The organism is Chryseobacterium sp. StRB126, assembly GCF_000829375.1.
In the GTDB taxonomy this organism is placed as follows: Bacteria; Bacteroidota; Bacteroidia; order Flavobacteriales; family Weeksellaceae; genus Chryseobacterium.
The window spans coordinates 4031695-4056048 of the sequence record NZ_AP014624.1 but is presented as its reverse complement, the minus strand read 5'-3'; the positions used below and the strand labels follow the sequence as shown (position 1 = coordinate 4056048).

Annotated in this window: 25 protein-coding genes and 1 pseudogene; 19 read left to right on the top strand and 7 right to left on the bottom strand. The window is 34.1% G+C overall.

Annotated features, from left to right (window positions below):
* Positions 1 to 152: 152 nt before the first annotated feature.
* The 4 genes from metQ to CHSO_RS18340 all read right to left on the bottom strand — a co-directional run bounded on the left by metQ (position 153) and on the right by CHSO_RS18340 (position 3796).
* The gene (gene metQ / locus CHSO_RS18355) at positions 153 to 962 is read right to left on the bottom strand and encodes a methionine ABC transporter substrate-binding lipoprotein MetQ (protein WP_084221027.1); all 810 of its coding nucleotides are present in this window, start codon (positions 960 to 962) and stop codon (positions 153 to 155) included.
* 139 nt (positions 963 to 1101) lie between these two features.
* Positions 1102 to 1758 carry a methionine ABC transporter permease MetI gene (gene metI, locus CHSO_RS18350; protein ID WP_045499169.1) on the bottom strand — a complete coding sequence of 219 codons (657 nt, stop codon included), beginning with the start codon at positions 1756 to 1758 and terminating at the stop codon, positions 1102 to 1104.
* Positions 1751 to 2779: a methionine ABC transporter ATP-binding protein gene (locus CHSO_RS18345; protein ID WP_045499167.1), complete on the bottom strand. Its 1029-nt coding sequence runs from the start codon at positions 2777 to 2779 to the stop codon at positions 1751 to 1753. The genes metI and CHSO_RS18345 overlap by 8 nt, the downstream gene beginning before the upstream one ends.
* 18 nt (positions 2780 to 2797) lie before the next feature.
* Entirely contained in the window at positions 2798 to 3796 is a 999-nt protein-coding gene (locus tag CHSO_RS18340; RefSeq protein WP_052480657.1) for an EamA family transporter, read from the bottom strand.
* A 561-nt stretch (positions 3797 to 4357) separates the two neighbouring features.
* Between CHSO_RS18340 and CHSO_RS18335 the strand changes: the two genes are divergently transcribed.
* From CHSO_RS18335 to CHSO_RS18305, 7 genes are all read left to right on the top strand, one after another.
* The gene (locus CHSO_RS18335) at positions 4358 to 5290 is read left to right on the top strand and encodes a ring-cleaving dioxygenase (protein ID WP_045499166.1); all 933 of its coding nucleotides are present in this window, start codon (positions 4358 to 4360) and stop codon (positions 5288 to 5290) included.
* A gap of 51 nt (positions 5291 to 5341) precedes the next feature.
* A complete protein-coding gene (locus tag CHSO_RS18330) occupies positions 5342 to 5638 on the top strand; it encodes a GNAT family N-acetyltransferase (protein WP_045499163.1) in 297 nt (98 codons plus the stop codon).
* A gap of 103 nt (positions 5639 to 5741) precedes the next feature.
* On the top strand, positions 5742 to 6695 hold the full coding sequence (locus CHSO_RS18325) for a ring-cleaving dioxygenase (RefSeq protein WP_045499161.1): 954 nt from the start codon (positions 5742 to 5744) through the stop codon (positions 6693 to 6695).
* A gap of 7 nt (positions 6696 to 6702) precedes the next feature.
* Complete coding sequence (locus CHSO_RS18320) at positions 6703 to 7323, top strand: alpha/beta hydrolase (RefSeq protein WP_045502926.1); 621 nt, start codon at positions 6703 to 6705, stop codon at positions 7321 to 7323.
* 287 nt (positions 7324 to 7610) lie between these two features.
* A complete protein-coding gene (locus CHSO_RS18315; RefSeq protein WP_232509094.1) occupies positions 7611 to 7934 on the top strand; it encodes a hypothetical protein in 324 nt (107 codons plus the stop codon).
* A gap of 22 nt (positions 7935 to 7956) precedes the next feature.
* A complete protein-coding gene (locus CHSO_RS18310) occupies positions 7957 to 8268 on the top strand; it encodes a hypothetical protein (protein WP_045499159.1) in 312 nt (103 codons plus the stop codon).
* Positions 8269 to 8278: 10 nt separating this feature from the next.
* The gene (locus CHSO_RS18305) at positions 8279 to 8863 is read left to right on the top strand and encodes a Crp/Fnr family transcriptional regulator (protein WP_045499157.1); all 585 of its coding nucleotides are present in this window, start codon (positions 8279 to 8281) and stop codon (positions 8861 to 8863) included.
* 47 nt (positions 8864 to 8910) lie between these two features.
* Here the strand turns inward: CHSO_RS18305 and CHSO_RS18300 are convergent, their stop codons facing one another.
* Positions 8911 to 9567 carry a DUF1349 domain-containing protein gene (locus CHSO_RS18300; protein ID WP_045499155.1) on the bottom strand — a complete coding sequence of 219 codons (657 nt, stop codon included), beginning with the start codon at positions 9565 to 9567 and terminating at the stop codon, positions 8911 to 8913.
* 146 nt (positions 9568 to 9713) lie between these two features.
* On the opposite strand from CHSO_RS18300, the gene CHSO_RS18295 reads away from it, so the two are divergent.
* The 11 genes from CHSO_RS18295 to CHSO_RS18245 all read left to right on the top strand — a co-directional run bounded on the left by CHSO_RS18295 (position 9714) and on the right by CHSO_RS18245 (position 21039).
* Entirely contained in the window at positions 9714 to 10472 is a 759-nt protein-coding gene (locus CHSO_RS18295) for a response regulator transcription factor (protein ID WP_045499154.1), read from the top strand.
* Between the two features lie 124 nt (positions 10473 to 10596).
* A complete protein-coding gene (locus CHSO_RS18290; RefSeq protein WP_045499152.1) occupies positions 10597 to 11472 on the top strand; it encodes a pirin family protein in 876 nt (291 codons plus the stop codon).
* Between the two features lie 12 nt (positions 11473 to 11484).
* Positions 11485 to 12189 (top strand): M17 family peptidase N-terminal domain-containing protein, encoded by a 705-nt coding sequence (locus CHSO_RS18285; RefSeq protein ID WP_052480656.1) that lies wholly within the window; start codon positions 11485 to 11487, stop codon positions 12187 to 12189.
* A gap of 208 nt (positions 12190 to 12397) precedes the next feature.
* The gene (locus tag CHSO_RS18280; protein WP_045499150.1) at positions 12398 to 14530 is read left to right on the top strand and encodes a type IA DNA topoisomerase; all 2133 of its coding nucleotides are present in this window, start codon (positions 12398 to 12400) and stop codon (positions 14528 to 14530) included.
* A 193-nt stretch (positions 14531 to 14723) separates the two neighbouring features.
* Positions 14724 to 14954 carry a hypothetical protein gene (locus CHSO_RS18275; RefSeq protein ID WP_144428978.1) on the top strand — a complete coding sequence of 77 codons (231 nt, stop codon included), beginning with the start codon at positions 14724 to 14726 and terminating at the stop codon, positions 14952 to 14954.
* A 151-nt stretch (positions 14955 to 15105) separates the two neighbouring features.
* Positions 15106 to 17013 carry a type VI secretion system Vgr family protein gene (locus CHSO_RS18270; RefSeq protein ID WP_045499146.1) on the top strand — a complete coding sequence of 636 codons (1908 nt, stop codon included), beginning with the start codon at positions 15106 to 15108 and terminating at the stop codon, positions 17011 to 17013.
* Positions 17014 to 17015: 2 nt separating this feature from the next.
* Complete coding sequence (locus tag CHSO_RS18265) at positions 17016 to 18092, top strand: hypothetical protein (protein WP_045499145.1); 1077 nt, start codon at positions 17016 to 17018, stop codon at positions 18090 to 18092.
* A complete protein-coding gene (locus CHSO_RS18260) occupies positions 18085 to 19050 on the top strand; it encodes a hypothetical protein (protein ID WP_045499142.1) in 966 nt (321 codons plus the stop codon). Before CHSO_RS18265 ends, CHSO_RS18260 begins: the two co-directional genes overlap by 8 nt.
* Complete coding sequence (locus tag CHSO_RS18255; protein ID WP_045499139.1) at positions 19047 to 19658, top strand: hypothetical protein; 612 nt, start codon at positions 19047 to 19049, stop codon at positions 19656 to 19658. The genes CHSO_RS18260 and CHSO_RS18255 overlap by 4 nt, the downstream gene beginning before the upstream one ends.
* Positions 19659 to 19698: 40 nt before the next feature.
* Positions 19699 to 20340, top strand: coding sequence for a hypothetical protein (locus CHSO_RS18250; protein WP_045499136.1), 642 nt, complete (start codon positions 19699 to 19701; stop codon positions 20338 to 20340).
* A gap of 90 nt (positions 20341 to 20430) precedes the next feature.
* A complete protein-coding gene (locus tag CHSO_RS18245; RefSeq protein ID WP_144428977.1) occupies positions 20431 to 21039 on the top strand; it encodes a hypothetical protein in 609 nt (202 codons plus the stop codon).
* Positions 21040 to 21197: 158 nt separating this feature from the next.
* Here the strand turns inward: CHSO_RS18245 and CHSO_RS18240 are convergent.
* Positions 21198 to 21458 (bottom strand): annotated as a pseudogene (locus tag CHSO_RS18240) (transposase); the annotation flags it as partial.
* Between the two features lie 6 nt (positions 21459 to 21464).
* Positions 21465 to 21554 carry a conjugative transposon protein TraM gene (gene traM / locus CHSO_RS25460; protein WP_084221092.1) on the bottom strand — a complete coding sequence of 30 codons (90 nt, stop codon included), beginning with the start codon at positions 21552 to 21554 and terminating at the stop codon, positions 21465 to 21467.
* Between the two features lie 533 nt (positions 21555 to 22087).
* On the opposite strand from traM, the gene CHSO_RS18235 reads away from it, so the two are divergent.
* The gene (locus tag CHSO_RS18235) at positions 22088 to 23407 is read left to right on the top strand and encodes a helix-turn-helix transcriptional regulator (RefSeq protein WP_045499127.1); all 1320 of its coding nucleotides are present in this window, start codon (positions 22088 to 22090) and stop codon (positions 23405 to 23407) included.
* The last annotated feature ends 947 nt before the right edge of the window (positions 23408 to 24354 follow it).

Here is a 24354-nt window from a genome sequence, read left to right as displayed (position 1 = left end):
GCCGAAGAGATAATAGACTGAGAAACGTGAGACAGGAGATATTGAACCCTATATATCAATAGTCAATTTTGCTTCACAAGCGAATTGCCAATGGTTGCTGAAGGAATAATAGCCTTGCCCCTCGTATCCCATACCTCGAAACCCTCAAACACCTAATCCCATCCTTTCACTGCCCCTCCTTTAAACACTTCCAGAGCTTTCTTTTCCACTTCATCAGATTGATAAGCTTTCACAAAGTTTTTTACTTTTTGGCTGTTTTTATTATCCTGTCTTGTCACAACAAGGTTAACATAAGGGGAGTCTTTATCTTCTTTAAATATTCCCTGCTTTTCTGAATCTAATCCGGCTTGTGCAGCAAAGTTATTATTGATAATTCCTACCACAACATCTCTGTCATCCAAAACCCTTGGGATTTGTGCCCCTTCAATTTCCATAATATTCAGTTGTTTTGGATTTTCTGTAATATCTGTGACTTTTGGGAGCAATCCGACTCCTGCTTTTAATTTCAATAAACCGTTTTTCTGTAACAGAAGTAAAGAACGCCCGCCATTGGTAGGGTCGTTGGGAATAACAATCGTGCTCCCATTTTGCAGCTCACTAAGGTTTTTAATCTTTTTAGAATACGCAACGATAGGGTAGACAAAGGTATTTCCCACAATAGCAAGATTATATCCTCTTTGTTTTGATTGCTCGGTTAAATAAGGAGCATGCTGAAAAGCGTTAGCATCAATATCTCCATTTACTAGAGCTTCATTGGGAACTACATAATCGTTGAAAGGGATTAACTCCACTTCAAGATTATACTTTTCCTTCGCTACCTTTTTAGCTACTTCAGCCACTTCCTGCTCCGGTCCGTAAGTAATTCCGACCCTGATAAAATTCGGATCATCTTTTCTTCCTGAACAGGCACTGAAAAGCAGTACGCCAGCAGCGATTAAACCTAAAATATTTATTTTTTTCATTCTATTCTTTTTAATATATATAAGCGGGTGAAGGAATTTAAAAAGTAAGAATATTTAGAAAATTCGTTCACCCACATCTCTCAAACGCTCAAGCTCTCCAACAAGAATCCCGTGCCCCGAAACTCGTTAACCCCCAAACTCACCTATGGTCAAACTTCTTAGACAATCGATCTCCCATAAACTGGATGATAAATACCAGAAGAACAAGCAATATGAGAACGGTGTTCATGATCACAATATCATAGCCGATATATCCATACTGATATCCAACCTGTCCCAATCCGCCGGCACCTACGGCACCTCCCATAGCGGAATATCCTACTAAAGTGATTAAAGTAATGGTAGCGTTATTAATTAAGGAAGGAAGTGCTTCCGGAAGTAGAACTTTTCTGATAATTTGGAAAGGCGATGCTCCCAGTGCTCTTGCGGTTTCCATTAATCCGTGGGGGACTTCAATAAGGCTGTTTTCCACCAATCTTGCAATAAAAGGAGCTGCTCCTACACTTAATGGAACCAATGCAGCATTCACTCCAATAGATGTTCCTGCCAAAATCCTTGTGAAAGGAATCATCCACACAATTAAAATAATGAAAGGGATAGCACGGAATACATTCACGATAATGGATAATGCTCTGTAATAGGCAACATTTTCCAACAGTTGTCCTTTTCTTGTTAAAAATAACAGAATTCCAACCGGAAGGCCTAGTACAAATCCAAAAAATCCGGACACAAATGTCATATAAACCGTTTCCCAGGTTCCTTTTGCCAAAAGGGCAAGTACTGCATCACTAAGCATATCCTTTTACTGTATTTTGAATTTTATTTTGATTAAAATAATAGATGGCTTTTTGGTTTTCTTCAGCTTCACCTTGAAGTTGCAAAAGTAGTTTACCAAAATTAGAATTCCCAAAATATTCTACATCTGCTTTCAAAAGTTGGTATGGGATTTTATGTTCATTATATAACGCTGAAAGAATTTGCTCAACGCTTATTTTTTCGCTAAGTTCTATTTCGACCAATGGAAATAAACCATCCTGTGGCTCTTTCTGTAGTCTGATATTGAGTTCCTGTGGCAGGGTCATGACGTCTGAATTTATAAATTGTTGGATCACCGGATTTTCCCGGTTTGAAATGATCTCACTTAAAGTTCCTTTGGCTAATAGTTTTCCTTTGTCGATTACAGCAACATGGTTACAAACAGATTTGATAACTTCCATTTCATGGGTAATCAGAAGAATGGTAATCCCTAATCTCAGGTTAATATCCCTTAAAAGTTGTAAAATAGATTGAGTGGTCACCGGATCCAGGGCACTGGTAGCTTCATCACAAAGCAGGAGATGAGGATCATTGGCTAACGCTCTTGCAATGGCTACTCTTTGTTTCTGACCACCTGAAAGACTCTTGGGATAATCATTGGCTTTATCTTCAAGGCCTACAATTTTTAGTAGTTCGTTGACCTTTTTATGGATCTGATCCTTGCTGTTATGATCCAGCTCCAAAGGAAGGGCTACATTGTCAAAAACAGTTCTCGAAGAAAGTAGGTTAAAGTGCTGGAAGATCATTCCTATTTTTTTACGTTCTTCAGCAAGCTGCTTTGAACTCAATTGAGTGAAATCTTTTCCATTAATAATGATCTGTCCTTCATCCGGTCTTTCCAACAGATTAACGGTACGGATCAAGGTGCTTTTTCCTGCACCGGAAAATCCAATAATTCCTACGATATCTCCTTTATCTATATTGAGACTCACCTGATCCAATGCCTTAAAGGCTTGTTTCTTTTGATGGAATGTTTTTGATATGTTTTTGATTTCTATCATTCTGATGTTTTATACTGTTTAAATAGGCTGATATCTTTTGCCTGCCTTGTTAAAAAATCTTCTAACTCTTCTGATTTTGACCTTAGACCGTTTTGAAAGCTTGAAATACTTGGTGACATTGGTCAGCAATACTCCCAGCAATATGATTGCCAAACCATATAACTGGCCCCCATTGATACTTTGATTGGCCACAATCCAACCTGCAATAACCGTAACAATAGGGTTAATGTAAGTATGGGTGCTCACTAATGCAGCGGGTTTCACGGACAACAGCCAAATGTACGACAAATAAGCGACTATCGATCCAAAGAAGATCAAAAACAGAACGCCTGCCCAGGCTGAGACCGGTACTGTAGACACCGAAAAATCAGTCCATTCCCCTCTGAATAAGGCAATAAGAAAAGCGGCTGTTCCTGCCACAATAAGCTGTTGGGCTATATTCATAAAAGTAGACTGCGAAGCCGGATTTTTCTTAGAATATAAAGAGCCCAAAACCCATGCAATAGAACTGAGTCCCAATACCACAAAAGCAGTAATGCGGAGCTGAGGGTCTGCAGAAGCGTGGGCCGCAGTTGAATTTACACTTCCTTTTAAGAAAAAGACCAACCCTACAAAACCAATCGCTAATCCTATCGGAATAAACTTATCCGAAAAATAATATTTCCAGTTTTTTCTATCAATAGCAATGAACCAGAATGGCCCGGTTGCTATGGAGATCGCCGCCTCAGAAGCGGTTACATATTGCTCGCCCCAGGCTACAAGTCCTGTTCCCCCGGTAAGAATAAGAACTCCGGTAATTGCGTTTTTCTTCCAGTTGATGAGAGAATTTGCTTTTTCCCCTTTAGCCATGAGATATCCAATCATCAGAATTCCTGCTACCAAAAATCTTAATCCCGAAAGAATGAACGGTGGAAAGCCTTTCAAGCCAAATGAAATAGCTAAAAACGTAATCCCCCATATTACATAAATGTTTGTAAATGCCAATGGAACCAGCCATTTATTTTTAGAATTTTTCATTGTTATTTTTTTAATGTTTTGGTTTAAATAAAAAAGGCCCTACAACTCGGTAGGGCCTTTAAAAAGTATGTCATATTAAAAGTAAGGTCACCCACAGTATTCTTGATGCACAGGCATACAGATATCCTTCATCATGTTTTTTATGATGTGTTTTATGGTTGCGTTATTCTTTGTTTCTGTGCTCATTTTGTTTTATTTCCTGAATACGTTTGCAAATATATAATATAATTTTTATTAGTCCACTAAAAAAGTAGGGTTTTTAAATATTAAATTATTATTAATAACTTATACTTTTGTTTATCAGTTATTTAATTGTTTTGTTTTTTTCTGTTTTAATGTCTTTAAAATGTGTTTTTTCATTTTTTAATTCATTTTCAATTCAAACGATAGGTTTTTGATGTTGTGAAAAAGGTAAAATAATTTGAAAATTTTGAGGATTGTGTAATAGGTGTTTTAATGCTTTTTTAATACTTTAAAGAAATCTTTTTCAGGTTGTATTTATTAAACTAGTTAAATGTGCAGGATTCTCAGACGGTGTAATTTAGCATTAAAATTAAAGACATGGACAATAGAATATTAGGGCTGCATCATATCACTGCCATTGCAGACAACGCGAAAAGAAATTTAGATTTTTATACTCAGGTTTTAGGAGTAAGAATGGTAAAGAAAACCGTTAATTTTGATGATCCGGGAACCTATCATTTCTATTTTGGAAACGAAACCGGAACTCCGGGAACTATTCTTACTTTCTTCCCTTGGGAAGGAATAGGGCGGGGTACTAACGGAAGCGGAATGGCTACTCACATAGGGTATTCAGTGCCTAAAGGAAGCCTGGAATTCTGGAGAAACCGTTTAAAAAACTTCAATGTGAATGTAGAGGAAGGTGAGCTCTTTGGCGAGAAAATGATTTCTTTTAAAGATCCGGACGGGCTTCAGTTACAATTTATAGAACCATCCGGAGATGATAACCGAAGAGTATGGACAACCGATGATATCAAGGATGAATATGCCTTAAAAGGATTCCATAATGTCACTTTAACCTTAAAAAGAGCAGAACCTACCATCAAAGTTTTAACGGATCTTCTGGGATATGATCTTCAAAAACAGGAAGGTGAAAGATACAGGTTTGCTACAGATGCAATTGATACAGCGAATCTTATTGATATTATTGAGAATGATGCAATTCCAAGTGGAAGAAATGCTGCCGGAACCAATCATCACATTGCTTTCAGAGTGAAAGATGATACTATTTTGATGGAATACCGTGAGAAAGCTTTATCTGCAGGATTAAGTATTACGCCTAAAATCAACAGAGATTATTTCTATTCACTGTATTTCCGTGAACCCGGAGGTGTTTTGTTTGAAATTGCAACAGATAATCCCGGATTTACAATAGATGAACCTTTGGATGAATTAGGGAAAAACTTAAAACTTCCTGCTCAGTATGAAGGAATGCGTAGTAAAATAGAAGGGGTATTACCGAAGTTATCATAGATCATCATCTGCCTTGTATAAAGGAATTAACTTTGAATAAAAATAAAAGACATGGAAAGAACAGAAATAGTTTTGGAAGGAAGAAAAGGAGAAATCCAGCTTTTCTCAGACGACAAGAAAGCCGGTAAAATGGATATTTCAGTTATTGGAAAGAAACTGACCGTATACCATACCGAAGTTGATCCTCAATTTGAAGGAAAAGGTTTTGCCAAAATTTTATTGGAAAGACTGGTTTCCTATGCAAGAGAAAATGATTTGAAAATACTACCGCTATGTCCGTTTGTACATGCACAGTTCAAGCGCCATCCGGAAGAATATAATGATGTTTGGTTAAAGGAAGAAGCGTAAAAGCTCATAGAGTTTGTGTGGAAAAACAGATCATTGTATTCCCACTTTTACCTTCCCTTTCTTCTTAGTCAATTAGAACAACCCATTAACAACAACCCACATTATGAACCTTATCACAGGATTGCACCACGTAACAGCAATTACGGGTAATGCACAAGAAAATATAGACTTTTATACCGGAGTTTTAGGGCTTCGTCTGGTTAAAAAAACAGTAAACTTTGATTATTCAGATGTATATCACTTTTATTTTGGGGACGAATACGGAACTCCGGGAACCATTATGACTACCTTTCCCTATGGTAAAGATCTGATTAATGGAAGACATGGTAAAGGAATGCTGAATACCACTGCTTTTTCAGTGTCTCTGGATGCATTGGATTATTGGATGAACCGTTTGGATCAGTTTAATATTGCTTATAAACAGCCGCAGCAAAGACTGTCTGGTGAAGTTTTTATTTATCTTGAAGATTTTGACGGGTTAGGACTTGAGTTGGTTTTTAATGATAAAGATGAAAGAAAAGGATATTACAATGGATATATTCCTAAAGACTATACCTTAAAAGGAATTCACCATGTTGAAATCTGGCAGGATGCTTATGAAAGAACAGCCGCTCTGTTAACTACTCAGATGGATCATAAAATTATTTCAGAAAGCCCTGACCGATTGAGATTAGGTACAGAAGATCTTCCGGGAAAATATGTAGACCTTCTTTCTACTCCTAATGCATTAAAAGGATTAGCGGGAAGAGGTACCGTTCACCATGTGGCTTTTGCAACTCCGGATGCGCAGACTCAGCTTGAAATGGTTGAAAGACTCAATGCTTTCGGACTGGAACATACTGAAGTAAAAGACAGAAAATACTTCACATCAGTTTATTTTAAAGAACCGGGAGGTGTGTTGTTTGAAATTGCCACTTCAGGTCCGGGATTCGATGTTGATGAGGAAGCAGCATCTTTGGGAGAAGATTTGCAGTTACCCCAACAGTTTGAAAAAAGAAGAGGACGCTTGCTGGATGTTCTTCCTACAATCAATTATCCAACAGAAAAATTCAGATAGAAAAATAATGAGTCATATTTTAAATATAAAAACAGCAGGAATACCATTAAGACAAGCCAAAAAAGCTTTGATCATGGTACATGGAAGAGGCGGAAGTGCTCAGGATATTCTGAGCCTTTCACAACATTTGAATGTAAAAGAGTATGCTATATTGGCTCCCCAAGCTCTGAATCACACGTGGTACCCATTGTCATTTATGGCACCTGTAGATCAGAATGAACCATGGCTTTCATCAGCTTTGGAAATGGTTGAAGAAACAGTACAGGCGGTTACAGATGCAGGCATTGCCCCTGAAAATATTTACTTTTTCGGGTTTTCTCAGGGAGCGTGTCTCACATTAGAATTTTTAGCCAGAAATGCCCAGAAGTTTGGTGGTGCAGTTGCTATTATTGGCGGAGTGATTGGTGATAAGATCAATCGTGAAAATTACAAAGGTGATTTTGCAGGAACCCCAGTTGTACTGGGAACCAGCAATCCGGATTTTCATGTTCCGGTAGAAAGAGTATATGCTACAGCCAATATTTTAAGAGAAATGAATGCTGAGGTAACGGAAAAAATATATGCTAATTTCGGACACTCTATTAATCAGGAGGAAATTGAACTGGCCAATTCAATCATTTTTAAATAGTTAAATTTATTAGGGTTCTATATTAGCTTTATGATTATTTTATTCAAGGGTGTCATTCTGAATACAGACTGAAGGTCTGCGAAAGTAGTCCGAACGTGTAATGAAGAACCTCAGTAATAAATCTCTCGTAGGTTTCACAGATAACGCAGATCTTTATGCATAATCATCTGTGAAAATCTGTGTTATCTGTGGGAAAAAATCTGCGAGATATAAGAAAAATACGCAGTCTATTTGATGAATATTAATCTTTACAATAAAAACAATGAATATCACAAGAATCTTCAGCAATGAAAAAGGAGAAACTCATTTTTGAAAACATCGGAATTCCTCTTGTTGATCAGGGAAATATCGGTTTTCTTTCTGAAACGCTAGAGGTTAAAAAATTACAGTTTAGACAGGTTTCTGCAGACTATGATTACGATTTTCATTGTGCCCCGCAAAAACAATATATCGTACTTTTGGATGGCGGAGTGGAAATAGAAACATCACTGGGCGAAAAAAGGAAATTTCAGACAGGTGAAATTCTTCTGGTAGAAGATGTTACCGGAAAAGGACATAAAACGAAAAATTTGGAGTCTAAAGTCAGAAAATCATTGTTTCTTTATATTTAAACTTAGAACTTTAAACTTGGTTATGAAAACATTACATTTTTTAGTCATAGGAAAGAATCAGGAAATTCTGGATGTATTAAAAAGAATTATTGAAAATAATGAAGGCTGGACCACCGAAATTCAAAGTGATGAAACCTTCTGTTATGAGTATATCAGGGAAAATCATGTGGATATTGTATTATTGAGCTCGGGATTAGAAGACCAGTTTGAAAAAGATATTAAAGTATTTTGTGCTGATTTAGAAAAAGATGTGAAGATAATAGATCATTACGGAGGCGGAAGTGGGCTTTTAAAGAATGAAGTTTACAGTCTTTTTCCTAATTTGCAGGAGTAAACCTTACTCCATGTTTGAAAACATCATCAAAAACATTACAAGATTCATCACGCTCACACCGGAAGAAGAGATAATTTTTACAGATTTACTGGTGTGTCAGAAATTTCCCAAGAAGACCATTTTACTAAGAGAAGGAGAAATCTGTCAGTTTGAAGGCTATATTCACAAAGGCTGCCTGCGGATGTACTGCTTGGATGATAGTGGAACTGAAGTCACATTGCTGTTTGCTATTGAAGACTGGTGGATCAGTGACATTGCCTCATTTCAGGAGCAGAAACCTTCCAAAGTTTATATTGAAACGCTGGAGGATTCAGAAATTTATATGCTGAATCCGGCAACAAAAGAAAGACTGTTAAACAAAGTTCCTAAGTTTGAAAGGGTTTTCAGAATGTTGGTACAAAGAAATCTCACAACACTTCAAAGCCGCCTTGTAGACACGATTTCAAAATCTGCCTCAGACCGATATATTGAATTCGTTAAAGTATATCCTTCCATTCCGCAGAGAGTCGCACAATATTATATCGCTTCTTATCTCGGGGTTTCAAAAGAATTTGTAAGTACCATCAGAAAACGTCTGGCTTCAAAAGAAAAGTAGAAATGCTAACCCTTGTTCAGGTTTTAAACCTGGACAAGGGTTAGACCTTATTTATTTTTATTCAGCCAGTCCAGCCTTCTCTGATCAGGAAGATGTTTGATCTGAAAGTGTTCGAATTTTGCATTGAAACCGTTTCCATCCGGACAGGCGGCCATTAAGCCTACCATAACGGGAGTATTGTCCTGCAGATGAGCATTTCTCATCATAATATAATTCTTGTCATCAAAAGAATAGAAGATTTCAACTGCATCCAAACGTCTGATTGCTTTAATCCATACAGCCTGTGGCTTTTCTTTAAGTTCTATTACGCTCCAGTCACTTGTGGTGTGGGTAACTACAGTACTTAAGTTATATTTTCCATCTACATATTCAATTCCAAATTTGATATAATTTTGATGATCTGTACGAAGCATCAGACCCATCTGATCAAACCGGGCTTTATAATCACCTGTAATTTTGACTTTAACTTCAAATTCCCCACCATAGGTAGAATAATAAAACGGAGCATCATCCACTGTAAATCCATAATGAGAAATCCGCCAATAGTCACTTTGCGGAGTAACGAACATCGATAATGAATTGTCTTTTATTTCCCATTTTTCAGGCTCATTGAACCAATTCATTTTTTCTAAACGCTGTGCTCTGACATAGTGCAGGAACCCTGTCATGAAAGACAGAGAGGCCGCTAGTAATAATTTTTTCATTAAAAAAGTATAATAAAGTTTAGTATAAAACAGAAGGTTATTGCTTGAAAGTGATATCCTGTTTCATTGAATGACCATTAAAAAATCTATATTTACAAAGGTAATTTCCCCAAAGGCAGAATTCAATAGTTAGAAATAACCATACCATGAATATTAAAGCTAAGCTTGATAAAGCGTTATTAAACCAGTCTTTTGAAAATGAAGAGGTCTCCGGAATCTGGTTAAAGTACCGGTCCATTGCAAAAATGTATTCTGAAATTGAAAAGGCAATCTGTGTTTTGACAGACCTTAAAACCAGAAGAAGTGTGATTCACTATGGCGGTATGAGTTCGATGATCGGGGATGATCGTAGTGGGGAAGAAACAGAGATCTCTTCTATCTGGGAGGATGAGATCCTTAATAAAGTACACCCTGAAGATGTCAGAAAAAAGCTGGTTCTGGAACATTATTTTTTTCATTTTTTGAAAGAGATTCCAATGGCTGAATGGATGGATTATTATATGGTTGTTAACCTCAGGATGCGCAGCCATTCAGCGGAATATCTCACGGTATTGCACAGGATGTTCTATGCTGTAGAGGAAGATAATGCGAGACTGGCACTTTGTATTTATAGTATATCCGGAAACAATGTGAATGCCCTGCTTCACGAGAATGGGGTCATTGTTAATTCTATGAATGGTACTACGCTGTATTACAATGAATTTAAATATAGAGATGTATTATCGGCGAGGGAGAAGGAGGTGTTGTTGCTGATCGCCCATGGAAAAATGAGTAAAGAAATCGCAGAGTCACTTGAAATCAGCTTAAACACGGTCAACAGACATCGGCAAAATATTCTTCAGAAGCTGCAGGTAAAGAATTCAATTGAAGCGTACAGACTGGCCAAAGCAATGGAATTGGTTTAAATAAAAATAGAATGGCATCAGGAAAAATATTTTTTTTCAGGTCATTTATTAAACTAGTTAAATGTATAGCTCCTTTCATTGATCTAAATTTGTCATACCAAAACAAACAAATAACAGTTGAGATATGGACAGAAAAGATTTTTTAAAAAAAGGGTTACTTGGAACAGGAATGTTTGTGGCATCTGCTTCTCTGGGAAATACGATGGAAAACGAAATTGATGAGATTGAGCCTCTGGAGCCCATAGGATATAATCATCTACCCAATACAGATTCAAAAATTAAAGAAAATTCTGTCATTCATAAAGCAGATTCACGAGGAAAGGCAGATCACGGCTGGCTATTGAGCCAACATACTTTCAGTTTTGCTAATTACTATAATCCGGAAAGAATGCATTTCGGGGTATTAAGAGTTTTGAATGATGACAGAGTAGAAGCAGGGCGAGGTTTCGGAACCCATCCGCATGATAATATGGAAATCATCAGTATTCCTTTAGAAGGTGATTTGGAGCATAAAGACAGTATGGGAAATACGGCCATCATCAAAAGTGGAGATATCCAGGTGATGAGTGCCGGAACAGGAATCATGCATAGCGAGTTCAATAAAAACAGTGATCAACTGGTGAAGTTTCTTCAGATCTGGGTATATCCGAAAAAAAGAAATGTGACCCCAAGATATGATCAGATTACTTTAGATAAAGCAAAAAGCCATAATACATTTCAGCAGATCCTTTCACCTAATGCAGATGATGAAGGAGTGTGGATTAATCAGGATGCATGGTTTCATCTGGGAACTTTTAATCAAGGGAAGGAAGTGAATTATCAGATCCGAAAAAAAGGAAATGGGATTTATGCTTTCATCATAAAAGGAAGTGCTGAAATTGAAGGCCAGAAAGTAGAAGAAAGAGATGGTTTCGGAGTATGGGATATCAATAATCTGAATATAAAAACGATACAAGAAAATACTGAAATTCTTCTTATGGATGTCCCTATGACGATGTAAAATAACAATACTATGAAAAATACCGTAAACAAATTGATAATAGCTGTCGTATTAGTGTTTTCAAACCTGATATTTGCGCAGACAGTTGCCATAGGAACATCCAAAAACTGGGGTTCTGTAGATGGAATTTCCATGATAGGATTGGTACAAGGCCCTTCTTCAGCGGATACCCAGCTTCAGGTAGCCTGTGTTTTTGAATATAAAGAGAATGATATCTTCAGTGCTCCGGCTTTACCAGCTAATCTGAATGGATTGGTACATTTAGATGAAGCTTTAAAAGGAGAATTGACCAATATCAGAAAATCAGGGCAGTTTTTGGGGCATTCTTTGGAGACGATCTTAATTACATCTCCCAAAGGTTCTATGCCTGCAAAAAAACTCTTATTGATAGGTTTAGGCGATCGTACTAAATTTACCCCTGAGCTGATGATATCAGTAGGAGAGGTTGCTGCCCGTGAAGCCATGAGGCTAGGTGTTTCAAATTTTGCTTTTGCCAGCGATTTAAAAGACGCCGGAATAGACTCCCCAACAGCTTTAGTTGCCGGAAATGTAGTGAGAGGCATTGTACAGGCCAACCGTTCCGAGAATTATCTGAAAGAGCATAATCTTTCCACAACAAAAAAATTAGAAAAAGTATATCTGTTGGCTGGTCCTTCCTTCTTTGAAACAGCTGGAGGAGGAATTTCTGAAGCCATTACAGAAGCTCAAAAGAAATAATGAACTAGTTTCATTAATATTGTTGATTCGGCCCCCTTTTTTTAAGGGGGTTTTTACATGAAAACATCTTAGGAATGATGAAAATAGGGAAAAATAGTTACTATTTATGAACTTCATAACTTTCTTCTTTCATCTTCCGGCTTTAAACTAAATTAGCTAAATCCAAAAAAAATCCCGATTTTTGCACTCCTTCATTAAACCCGAGTTCATGAAATTATGTATTGCCGAAAAACCAAGTGTTGCCAGAGATATCGCCAAAGTATTAGGTGCTACCACATCTAAACAGGGCTATATGGAAGGGAACGGCTATTGCGTAACATGGACGTTCGGACATCTTTGTACCCTAAAGGAACCTCACGATTACAGCCCACAATTCAAATCCTGGAATTTATTTTCGTTACCCATTATTCCCAGCAGTTTTGGTATCAAGCTGATTCCGAATAAAGGGGTTGAAAATCAGTTTAAAGTGATTGAAAGATTAGTAGAAGAATGTGATGAGGTCATTAACTGTGGGGATGCCGGGCAAGAGGGAGAACTAATCCAGCGTTGGGTACTACAGAAAGCAAAATGCAATAAACCCGTTCAGCGTTTATGGATTTCCTCATTAACGGAAGATGCCATCAAAGAAGGTTTTGAAAGCCTTAAACCAGCCGAAGATTATAAAAATCTATATCTGGCCGGAAATGCCAGAGCCATTGGGGATTGGCTATTGGGAATTAATGCCACAAGGCTTTTTACCAAGAAATTTGGAGGAAATAAAGCCGTTCTTTCCATTGGAAGGGTACAGACTCCTACATTGGCTATGCTGGTACAGCGTCAGAAAGAAATTGATGCCTTTACCACAGAAGAATATTGGGAGCTGAAAACCAAATACCGTGATGTAATTTTCAATGCTGCGATTGATCGCCTGAAAACGTTAGAAAGAGCAGAAAAAGGACTGGAATACCTTAAAGTAAATCCATTCGAAATCGTTTCTTTCGAAATTAAAGAAGGAAAAGAAAAGAACCCAAGACTTTTCGATTTGACCGGATTACAGGTAGAAGCCAATAAAAAATACGGATATTCGGCAGAAAATACACTGAATTACGTGCAAAGTCTTTATGAAAAGAAGCACGTAACCTATCCGCGTGTTGATACCACCTACTTATCAGACAGTTTATATCCGAAAATAGAAGGGATTCTGAAAAAAATGTATCCGTATCAGGAATTAATTGCTCCTTTACTGGAAGCTCCGATTCCAAAATCAAAAGCAGTATTTGATGATACCAAAGTAACCGATCACCATGCGATCATTCCTACGGAAATTCCACCTTCTCAAAATCTGAGCAGGGAAGAAAAACTGATCTATGATCTGATTGCCAAACGTTTCATTGCTGTTTTTTATCCTGAATGTAAAATTTCAAATACTTTGGTGGAAGGTAAAGTAGGAACCATTCCTTTCAAAACCAGCGGTAGACAAGTCCTGGAACCAGGATGGAGAGCTGTTTATGCCAAAGAACCTAAGGATGAAACCACAGATAAAGATAAGGAGAAAGAAAAAGAGGAGGAACAAACCATTCCTGAATTTATTGTAGGAGAAACCGGACCACACGATCCAATGATTCATCAGGGGAAAACCACTCCGCCAAAACCTTACACAGAAGCAACCTTACTGAGAGCAATGGAAACGGCCGGAAAACAGGTTGAAGATGAAGAATTACGCGAAATGCTGAAAAATAACGGGATTGGAAGACCATCTACCCGTGCGAATATCATCGAAACCCTTTTCAAAAGAAAATATATTGAGAAGAAGCGGAAAAACCTGATTGCTACCCAAACAGGAATTCAGCTTATTGATACCATTGAAGACGAACTTCTGAAAAGCCCAGAACTGACCGGTGAATGGGAATCTAAACTTCGTAAAATTGAAAAAGGCGAATATGAAGCCAACCTTTTCAAAGAAGAACTAATTCAAATGGTCACAGAGCTTACCGATAAAGTAGTGTATGGAAAAGGAAAAGTGATTACCCTGCAGGGCGAAGAGAAAGAAGAAGTAAAGGAAAAGAAAAAAAGAGAACCGGCACAGAAAAAAGAACTTCAGTCCTGGGAAGAAACAAAATGCCCGAAATGCAACGAACACAACCTCATCAAAGGAAAAACTGCTGTCGGATGCTCTGATTTTAAAAACTGTGGATTTAAAATTACTTTTGAAATCTTCGGAAAAAAATTGTCTGATAAACAGCTTTTAGATCTTGTTTTAAAAGGAAAAACATCAAAGCTGAAAGGATTTAGCGCTCATCCGGAAGGGTTAACAGAAGGAATACTTTCTTTAACGGAAGATTTCCAGGTTCAGCTTGCCTAATCATTCAGAAAATTCAAAAGAGCTTTAATATTGACGGGCTATTACATGTTTCTATTTTACTGATTATAATAGTAGGTATGATATTGCTATTTGTTTGGGCTAATTCAAAAAACAAAATAAATGCATCTATAACGACTACGCTAAAAGATAATCAACTGTCATACAGCCAAAGGGAGGCAAGATTAAAGAAACTTTGATTGAATCAGCAAAACGGACTTTAGTTTTAGATTTAAGAGAAATGGAAATTAAAGGAATTTTAGATGATCGGGAGATAGCTACTAATACTTTATTAAGAGTTTATGAAGAAATTTCTTTGGATCAAATAGATGACCATTCCAAATTAAGTAATATTCTCAAAACTGAAGTAGAAAAAATCATAAAAAATATTTATCAAATATTAAGAGCTCAATACTGTAGGATATAAACATCATACGTTGTAAAGTTATATCTTAATTTTATTCCCCCTTTATCTGATCGTAGTTCTACTACAATTTTTAAAATCATGTCAAATAATATATAGTTTGGCATTGTTTTTATCTACATTTCGTGATATAATTAAAAACACACATACACGAATGAAAAAAAATATCTCAAATTCAGAGAAGATTTCCGAGAACCATATTTCGGGGATCAATCGAGTAATTAAACTTGATATAATAGCTGGTGGAAAACTCATTAATCATTTTAAACATTTCCGTTTACAGCAGAGTGCTAAAACACATCATCGTTTTGAGCTTATCCTTGCTCATGATTCTTTGAATGAAATCCAAAACTACAATGTTGAACAGGCACAACAGTTTATGGGAAAACGATTGACTGTAACCTTCAAATACAAAGATCCGGAGCATGAAAATCCAGAGAGAACATTCGTAGGAATTATTACAAATGTATCATTCAGCAAGGAAAAAATGAGTTTGGGAAATATTGTACTTAAAGGTTACAGTCCAACCATTCTGATGGATTCTGCACCACATACTCAAAGTTTTGGAGGAGATCAATCTGTAAATACTTCCATTATTGCAGATAGGATTATAAAGGAAGCATTGGGGACGAATGATTTTGATTTCAGGGTAGATGCTCAAAATAACAGTTATATCAATTACAGTGCACAATATTGTGAGACCCATTATAACTACCTTGCAAGAATTGCAGAAGCTTACGGAGAACAATTTTATTATGATGGAGAAGTGCTACATTTTGGAAAACTTCCACCTAATGAAAAATCTATTAAACTTATTGATGGGAGTAACGTAAATGATGTTACTATTGAACTGAAAGCAGTCCACACAAAACCTGAATATTTTGGTTACAATAGTAGTAGCCATACAAAAATGTTGGGTGTTGACAATCGTATTAAGCATTTAGGAGAGTTATCATCCAAAGCTTATGAATTGAATGATACTATCTTTAAAACCCGTTCATTAACCCCTACTCCCATTAATGCCAATATGTTTCGTGATGTAGATGATTCCCAAAAGAGTGCAAGAGGGAGTAAAGCAGTAGATGTTTTTACAGTTTCAGGAGAAACAACAGTTCCTTTTCTTTATATTGGTTGTGTAGCTGATTTAGCCATGAGAAAGCCAGACAGCAATAAAACCTCCCATTTTACTACTTTAATGATTACAGAAGTAAGTCATGAAGTTGATGCAAGAGGATATTATACAGGAAGCTTTGAAGCGATTGCCGAAGGAACAGGTTTTATGCCGAAGCCTAATTTTGAAATGCCTAAAGCTGAACCACAAGTAGCAACCGTTATCTCCAATGTTGATCCTTTAAACCAAGGAAGAATACAAGTACAATTTGATTGGCAATTGAATGATACAACAAGCTTTATCAGGATGATGAGTCCTGATGCAGGAGGAACAGATGCAATAAGTCAGAACAGAGGATTTGTAGCAATTCCTGAAATTGGAGATCAAGTGATGGTAGGTTTTGAATATCACAATCCAGATTTCCCTTTTGCCATGGGCGGAATGTTCCATGGAAATGTTGCATTAGGAGGTGGAGTCAATAATCACCTTAAATCTATTCAAACCAGAAGCGGAATCCGTATTTTGATGAATGATGCTGAAGGTAGTGTAAATATTATTGATCCAAGTGGTAATACTTATTTTATGGATGGGCAGGGAAATATTTCAGTGACTGCACCTAAGAATATGACTTTTAATGCTGGAGAAAATGTAAGCATTAATGCAGGACAAAACGTAAGTGTAATAGCAGGTACTAATATTATGACCTCTGCCACATTGAACTATACTCAAACAGTAGGCATCAATTATACAAGCTCGATAGCAGGAAATGCAAGCCATTTCATAACAGGCAAATTGATGGAAATGATTGATGGAGATGTAATATCTGAATCAAAAAAAGACAGAAAGGAATACAGTACTCAAGATATGGAAGTTCAGTCAGAAGGTAATATTAAAAAGTATTCTCAAAAGACAGTATATAATAATGGAGGTGAAAAATCTAATTCCCATTAAACATGAGCAGGATAAGAATTGTAAAGGGAAAATATACCAAGATAACAGGTGGAGACCATCTGATGTTTTCTGATGGTAATATTATTTCGTCTGCAGGTGAAAAGTACCAAGAATTGGGTGAAGAAGGAGGAATTGTTTTTGATGATCCCAAAGTCTACGAACCATGGAAATCTCACCCTAGGTATGATTGGTATCATTGTGTATTTGCACATACAACCAATAAAAAAATGCCAATTACTGATTTAGGTGTTAGTAATTTCAATGTAGAAATGTGTCTTACAGGAATCACCTCTATCATTCGTTTTGAAGCCTATGACTTAAATTCCACGGATGAGTATAAGTTTCATAATTGGGTGTATTTGCTGAATATTTACATTAATAATCGTGGAGAACTTGTAGAGGGAGGAATGGATCTAATAACTTATAAAACGGATAGAAAGATTGGTTCTCAGGAAAGGAATATTGAAAAATCTGGCAATAGTGACAAGGCTATATTTCAGAGAACCCGATATGATTTGAAATCAAAAGGGAAAGACCTTCATGATGAAATTATTTTGGATCATAAATTAATATTTTCCAATGGAATGGAGAGAAATATCAACTTTGGAACTAAGACAACAGAGTCACACATGTTTTATGATATTTTAGGAGATTTTGTAAAAGAAGCGAGTCGTCTCAATCGTCGAGCTGATATTTCCTACGTATTTGCAGGAACAGAAAGCGCAGAAAGTTTCCTAAGCAAAATAAATGAAACAGCTGATAAAATTGCACTTGAAGTCGACAGCCCTCTTCTAGCTAACTCTTTTGATAAATACAGAGGTACATCTATTTTTAAGGAGATATTCGGAGTGGTAAGTTATTTAACGGGTGTTATTGATGATGGACAGGTATTAGCAGATAGAGTACGAAAAATCAGAGGGCCAATACAGCTTACAAATGTACAATGTGCCAGAATGAATGAAAGCAAAGAATTTGTAAAATTTACAGATGATAAAATCTATTTTGTAACCAGCGAATTTGAGTTATTAGGGGAAACACTGCAAAAGACAAGAAAGAAAAAAACACAAGGCGATGAGTAGTAAAATATATTTACCTGAAAAATTGGTTTTAGGACAAGAAGAAAAAGATTTATATCCTTATCATAGAAGGGTTAGCAATTCATTTTGTGTTGCTTTTACATTAAATGAATCTATTCAAATGTATACCGGGAACAAGTATACAGATAGTTTAGACGCTTGTCTTACAGCGGTAAGTTGGGTGGAAGATAATTATTGTATTTATGATAGAATAGGCATTGGAATTAATGAACCCAATCATGATCGCATAGTTAAAACTTGTACAATATATATGGACAGAGGTGGGTATATTGTTTCTGGGCATTTTCAGGAAATGAAATACAATTCTCATTCAGTTGATAGTTCGCCCAAGAAAATTATATTGAAACATAATTTTAATCGCAAATTTATTAGTGGTACTAAGGATAATTTGTTACATAAAGAGATATTTATAAATAAGGTGCTCAATATAGAAAGCTTTTCGGAATTTAAAATTAATCCCGAATCTGAGTTTTTTAAGCTCTTACAGAAAGTTTCTATCTACAACCGAAGTATGGAGATGTCATTTGTTTACTCTGTTGCTCAAGAGAAAAAAATACAGTTAGATAATTTTAAAAAAATTGTAGGATTTGTATCAATTCCAATTACAATTGAAGCATACGCATGGGTTAAAGCATTACAAGGTGGTATCTCACTAATTAATTATCTTTGTACAACAGATGATGTAATGAAGCTATCTGATAAGTTATTTGAATTTAGAGGCCCCATTGTTATTTCGGATGTTTTTATTGACAATTATATTAATAAGGGTTTTGATCCTATACAGAATATTATTACTAAACCTGAAAAAGAGGATATGGGTACAGATTTGCGAAATGATATTATAAAAAAACAAGGAGCGTTAAATGATTTTCTAGAAATACAAACGTTGCTTGGTACACAAATAAAAAATATAAAAGAGCCAAATACTGAAATAAAATGAAAACAAGAATTGTAGTTTTTTTATTTTTATGCTTATTAATTATATCTTGTAAAACTAATACTAATATTGGACAAGATTCGATTGTAGAAATAAAACCTTTTTTTGAGAAAAATTATTATAAATATACAAGTAAATCAGATTACCATATAGCTAATGATAGCTTTAAGGTTGTTTTACTTTCAAATGTAAAACCTTTAGACGAAAATAAAGAAAGTCCACAAAAAATATTTACATTCCAAAGCTATTATAAAAATAGTAAAACTTATTTTTATAAGGAACTTAATGGGAAAAGCATTTCATATTTAAAAAAAAATAATAAAATAATTTACAGACACTATTTTCAGGACTACAAAGATGTTAATTCAAATGAAAGTACTCCAAAAAATAAAGAGGATGTTATAAAATATTTGGATAAAAATAAAATACAATATACTTTAATTAAGTCTTATAAAGAATCTGGTTCAGATGTTTTGGACTTTAAAATAGATAATAAGTTTTTAAAAATTGTTGCAACTCCTAATTTTTGTGAAAGCTATATGTGCTATGATTTAAAAGACTCAATTAATGTTGAAAACTATCGAACAATAGTGGCTAATTTTTATAGATAAAGCATTTAAAATATAATAATTCCTATCACAAAATAGATTAATGAGAAAAGCTTCAATTTGTACATTATTACTATTACTAACAATTTTATCTTGTGAGTCAAAAAATAAAATACTAGTTAGTGAAGGGATTATTGCTCCAATCAAATTTGAAAAGGCTAAATATTATAAATATCCTTATAATTATAGCATTCCTTATATTGATAGCATTCATAATAAAAACTCTATCAAACCAACAGTATATTCTAATGTAAAATCGTTAGACTCTAACAATAACATTCCACAGAAAATTTATGCTTTTGATAAAGAGACTTGGAAAAAATCAATTGAATACTTTGATACATCTTTAAATAAAAAAAGTGTTACATATCTTTTAGATGGAGATCAAAAAATCTTTAGAGATTATTATCAGGCATATAATGGATCTGATTTCTATAAATACGACATTAATAAACCTCGAAACAAAGCGGATCTAATCAATTATCTGAATGTGAACAAATTAAAATATAAAGTTGTTAAATTCTATAAATCTGAAAATGCAGATGTTTTAGATATTTTGGTAAATAATGACCAATATAAAATTGTATTAGATTCTATGTTTTGTAAAAGCTATTTGTTTTACAATAAGAGAGATACTATAAATCTAATAAATCTCTCAAATGTTTCTTCAGTTATTTACAGATAGATGAAAAATAAAACTGTCTTTACATTCATATTCTGTCTTTTGATTCTTTTTTCGTGTAAAACGAATAGAAAGGTAGTAAATGAGGAAATATTGGCTAGTAATTCATTTGATAAAACTAATTATTACCAATACATTAGTAATGATATTTTTCATTATACCAATAGTAAGCAACAAGTTAAAAGCTTCAAGCCAATTTTATTTACCAATGTTAAACCCGTAGGTAACTCTCAGAATATTCCTGAAAAAATTTTCGCTGTAAGATTAAATAACGATTCTAAACGAGCTAGAAATTATTTTTATAATGATTTAAATGGAAGAGCTGTTTCGTACATAAAAAACAATAATGAACTTATATTCAGAGATTATTACCAAGATTATACAGCAGACAATACATCTGAAAAAAACATTAATAAGCCTAGAAATATTGCTGAATTGATAGACTATTTTAAATCAAAAAATTTAAAATATAGAGTAGTTAGAAACGTTGATCCATTAGCAAATATTCCCGATAGTATTGATGACCAGAAAAAAGCATTAATAAAATCCACAATAACATCAAAAACCTATGATGTTTTGATAAATGAAAAGCAACTGTATAGGATTACTTTAGATTTAAATTTTTGCAAAAGCCAACTTTATTATAGACAAAGTGATACTATAAATGACTTATCTCGAATTGTCACAGGTTTTTTCAGATAGAAAATGTTATTGAACCTTATAGCATAATCGACTCAAAACTTTCCAGAATAACTTTTTAACTTACACAGTTAGTGAAACACTACCCTTTTTTTTGTTAAACTTCTTAAGAGCAATTATCATAAAAGCAAGATAATTAAATCCTATCCAACTGCTGAGAGTGTAATCTTTGCTAACACTCTTGTTTTGAATCCTTCAAAGGTTTTTACATAATTCCTTCTTATCATAAATTGGTCACATAGCTGAGAAAATAATGTTTCAATTCTTTTTCTGTGCTTTTTAAACAAGTAAAACTGTGGTTTGAAGGCTTTTTGGTTGATTATTTTCGGAGTTTCCAAGGTAATATTAGCGTAATTAAACAAATCTACCTGTACCTCTGATGAGAGATCACCTTTATCACCAAGCAAAATACAATCAGCAACTGTTCTTTAGGGGACATATAGTCCAAGCTGCCCGTCATTATCATAAATATCAATTTCAACAGGATTGATGCTTCCTTTATTTTCTATGCTGGATATAGTATATCGATTTTAATTGAAATCAACATACCTTAAATCTATTATTTTGAGAGGATGTAAGTTTGTGTTGATAAGATTACAAATGTATCTTTGCAAAAAATTAAGAAAACAAATTTCTATGTCCCAACCATAATACTGTAATCCCTGATTATAACTAGTATATTTTTTATTACAATAAAGAAGGTTCCTGCAATAAATCTCAAAATATTATTGGGAGATAGTAAAAAAGGTTAAAAATACCTGACTAATTAAGTTCTGTTTATATAAGTAGAAAACCTATTCAAAGAAAGTTTATACTATAAAATAAACAAGGGTCCATAATGTATTACAAAAGCATATATATCAGGGAGAATTTAATTATTAATGTGCTTTTTCAATTGGGCAAATGACATTTATTTTGTTTTTTGTCATTATTAAGATAATTATTTATGAACTTTTACTTTTATTTCAATAGACTATTTTCTTTTTTATTTTTCATATTCTTTTCATACTCATTTGCACAAGTAGGGAATAAAATAGGTTTTATTGACAGTATGCAGTTAAAAGAATATGCAAGATTGCAGGACATTGGGGACTATAAAAGTATTATTTTAAATGAACAAAAGCTTATTAAAGAATCAGAAGAACTGGATTATACTAAGGGAATAATTATGGGCTACTTAAATATAGTAAATTCATTATTTGTTCTCAACAAAAATAAGGAAAGTTTGCATTTTCTTGATATTGCAAAGCGAAAATTAGAAAACGATAAAGATCCGGCATTGAATGCAAGATTATATTTTTTCTATGCTAGAAATTATTCAGTATTAGGTTTATATGATCAATCAAATAAAAATCTTAATAAAGCACTGCATTTTTCTGGTAACATGTCCAATATAGAGGAAAGAAAAAAGCGTGAGTATCTTATTTATACCTGGAAAAGAAAGAACTTTATGCAATTGCAATTAATAGATTCTGTTTTTAAGATGGAACGTAAAAGTCTTGCTTTAGGGGCTGAAGTTGAACTGTATGTAGCAATTGCAGAGAGGAATTTAGATAGTAAAAAAATAGATTCAACAGAATATTACCTTAATAAAGCATTACAATTATATCAAAAAAGTACTGCAAGACAGCAGGCCGTTGTTTTAAGATCTTTTGGGAAAATGTATGTAGAAAAAAAGGATAATAAAAAAGGGTTGGACTATTTTTTTCGATCATTAGAAATTTCTCAGAAACTAGGTTTAAAAAAAGTATCATTAGAAAACTATAAAGAAATATATGAGACTTATAAGTCTATGGATGAGGTAGATAATGAAAAGAAGTTTCTTGAAAAATATACTGTTTTAAACGATAGCCTAAATAAAATTGAAAAAAGTATTTTAAACATTACAATAGAAAAATTTCTAAAAGAGAAGGAAGAAGATGAAAAGAAGAAATTTCATTATACAACTATCGCTATTATTTTAATTGTTATCACAATATGTATTATATTATTAAGTGTTTATAAAAAAAATAACAGATACAAGGACATTTTAATTGACAAAAAAAATAAAGATATAGATATTCTTGAAAAAAAATTAGATACGAGTTACGAAGAAGTTATACAGCTTGCCATAAATGATGATAATCTATTCATTGTAAAATTTAAAGAAATTTATCCCGATTTTTATAATAATCTAATTAGATATTACCCAGATCTTAATGCCGGTGATTTAAAGTTTTGTGCTTTAGTGAGACTTAATTTTTCCAATAAAGAGATCGCGCAATATGGTAATATGTCCGTCCGTACTGTTGAATCAAAAAAATATAGACTACGAAAAAAAATAGGTCTTCCTGCAAACACTGACTTTAATAAATGGATAAGTGATCAATAGTTTTTTATTAAAATATGCTTTTGAATAATTTAGTAAAAAATGACTTATACTATGAAGTATATCAGTTAGAATAATAGGGCTTGGGTTTATAATCTGAGCCCTTATTTATAATAAAAATAAAAGAAAATGTCAGCTTTAGCATTCTACATTTTTATTTGTAACAGTGCAGTAATTTCTGAAACACCTTAAAATCAAATATTGCTGTAGTTTGCTTTTGTACCCAGTTGCACAAAATAAAAAGCTTCTTTTATCCCACATCTGTTATGGCAATCTCTAGTACCAGATTTCTGTTTTTTTCATTTTTCAAATTAAAATTATGCTCAATATTGAGAATATTTCCTGTAGTTTTCCTAAGTAGTTCTTTCAAAAATAAAGAAAGGTTATATTACTTTAACCTGAGTTCTGAATAAGACATTTTTGTTTTTAGTAAGTAAGGAAGCCTGGAGCGGGAAGTGAGTTGAGGTTAAAAAAACACACTTATAACCCTGTAATTTATTATTCCTTTAAAGACTGCTTCATCAAATTTTACGGCAACATCAGAAATTGTAATTCCGATACTAACTTCCAGCCTCACTCTTCCAGCCTATTATCCTTAATTTTATGATCCCGAACTCGGTTACTTTAAGAATTTTAAAAGTCATGGTATCATCATCTTTTTTATTGATCATAAATAGGTGAAAATCAAAATGAGTTTTTACATTATACAGTTAATAAAGGGATAACTATAAAATTTTTATGGCACTGCATTTATACTTTAGGTGATTTGTATCTTATTGGTTTTTAGTGTTTTTGAATTTTGCAGTGCAAGTGCAGTGTGTAGGTTTTTAGATGAAGATGTTACCTTTGTGCCAAGATTTAAAATGTTTATTTTCTTTAAACTTTATAAAGATTTTAGACAACGCAAAGCTTATTTTGAATTCACTAAATGGAAAAAAAACTCTTTTTGA

What these genes read in the sequence shown, in the direction of transcription:
- CHSO_RS18280 (WP_045499150.1), top strand. Translation starts at nt 12,398, where the DNA reads ATGAAATTATGTATTGCCGAAAAACCAAGTGTTGCCAGAGATATCGCC.
- CHSO_RS18310 (WP_045499159.1), top strand. Translation starts at nt 7,957, where the DNA reads ATGAAAACATTACATTTTTTAGTCATAGGAAAGAATCAGGAAATTCTG.
- CHSO_RS18295 (WP_045499154.1), top strand. Translation starts at nt 9,714, where the DNA reads ATGAATATTAAAGCTAAGCTTGATAAAGCGTTATTAAACCAGTCTTTT.
- CHSO_RS18320 (WP_045502926.1), top strand. Translation starts at nt 6,703, where the DNA reads ATGAGTCATATTTTAAATATAAAAACAGCAGGAATACCATTAAGACAA.
- CHSO_RS18290 (WP_045499152.1), top strand. Translation starts at nt 10,597, where the DNA reads ATGGACAGAAAAGATTTTTTAAAAAAAGGGTTACTTGGAACAGGAATG.
- CHSO_RS18270 (WP_045499146.1), top strand. Translation starts at nt 15,106, where the DNA reads ATGAAAAAAAATATCTCAAATTCAGAGAAGATTTCCGAGAACCATATT.
- metQ (WP_084221027.1), bottom strand. Translation starts at nt 962, where the DNA reads ATGAAAAAAATAAATATTTTAGGTTTAATCGCTGCTGGCGTACTGCTT.
- metI (WP_045499169.1), bottom strand. Translation starts at nt 1,758, where the DNA reads ATGCTTAGTGATGCAGTACTTGCCCTTTTGGCAAAAGGAACCTGGGAA.
- CHSO_RS18335 (WP_045499166.1), top strand. Translation starts at nt 4,358, where the DNA reads ATGGACAATAGAATATTAGGGCTGCATCATATCACTGCCATTGCAGAC.
- CHSO_RS18325 (WP_045499161.1), top strand. Translation starts at nt 5,742, where the DNA reads ATGAACCTTATCACAGGATTGCACCACGTAACAGCAATTACGGGTAAT.
- CHSO_RS18260 (WP_045499142.1), top strand. Translation starts at nt 18,085, where the DNA reads ATGAGTAGTAAAATATATTTACCTGAAAAATTGGTTTTAGGACAAGAA.
- CHSO_RS18330 (WP_045499163.1), top strand. Translation starts at nt 5,342, where the DNA reads ATGGAAAGAACAGAAATAGTTTTGGAAGGAAGAAAAGGAGAAATCCAG.
- CHSO_RS18235 (WP_045499127.1), top strand. Translation starts at nt 22,088, where the DNA reads ATGCAGTTAAAAGAATATGCAAGATTGCAGGACATTGGGGACTATAAA.
- CHSO_RS18255 (WP_045499139.1), top strand. Translation starts at nt 19,047, where the DNA reads ATGAAAACAAGAATTGTAGTTTTTTTATTTTTATGCTTATTAATTATA.
- CHSO_RS18250 (WP_045499136.1), top strand. Translation starts at nt 19,699, where the DNA reads ATGAGAAAAGCTTCAATTTGTACATTATTACTATTACTAACAATTTTA.
- CHSO_RS18315 (WP_232509094.1), top strand. Translation starts at nt 7,611, where the DNA reads ATGAAAAAGGAGAAACTCATTTTTGAAAACATCGGAATTCCTCTTGTT.
- CHSO_RS18305 (WP_045499157.1), top strand. Translation starts at nt 8,279, where the DNA reads ATGTTTGAAAACATCATCAAAAACATTACAAGATTCATCACGCTCACA.
- CHSO_RS18345 (WP_045499167.1), bottom strand. Translation starts at nt 2,779, where the DNA reads ATGATAGAAATCAAAAACATATCAAAAACATTCCATCAAAAGAAACAA.
- CHSO_RS18340 (WP_052480657.1), bottom strand. Translation starts at nt 3,796, where the DNA reads ATGAAAAATTCTAAAAATAAATGGCTGGTTCCATTGGCATTTACAAAC.
- CHSO_RS18300 (WP_045499155.1), bottom strand. Translation starts at nt 9,567, where the DNA reads ATGAAAAAATTATTACTAGCGGCCTCTCTGTCTTTCATGACAGGGTTC.
- CHSO_RS18265 (WP_045499145.1), top strand. Translation starts at nt 17,016, where the DNA reads ATGAGCAGGATAAGAATTGTAAAGGGAAAATATACCAAGATAACAGGT.
- CHSO_RS18285 (WP_052480656.1), top strand. Translation starts at nt 11,485, where the DNA reads ATGAAAAATACCGTAAACAAATTGATAATAGCTGTCGTATTAGTGTTT.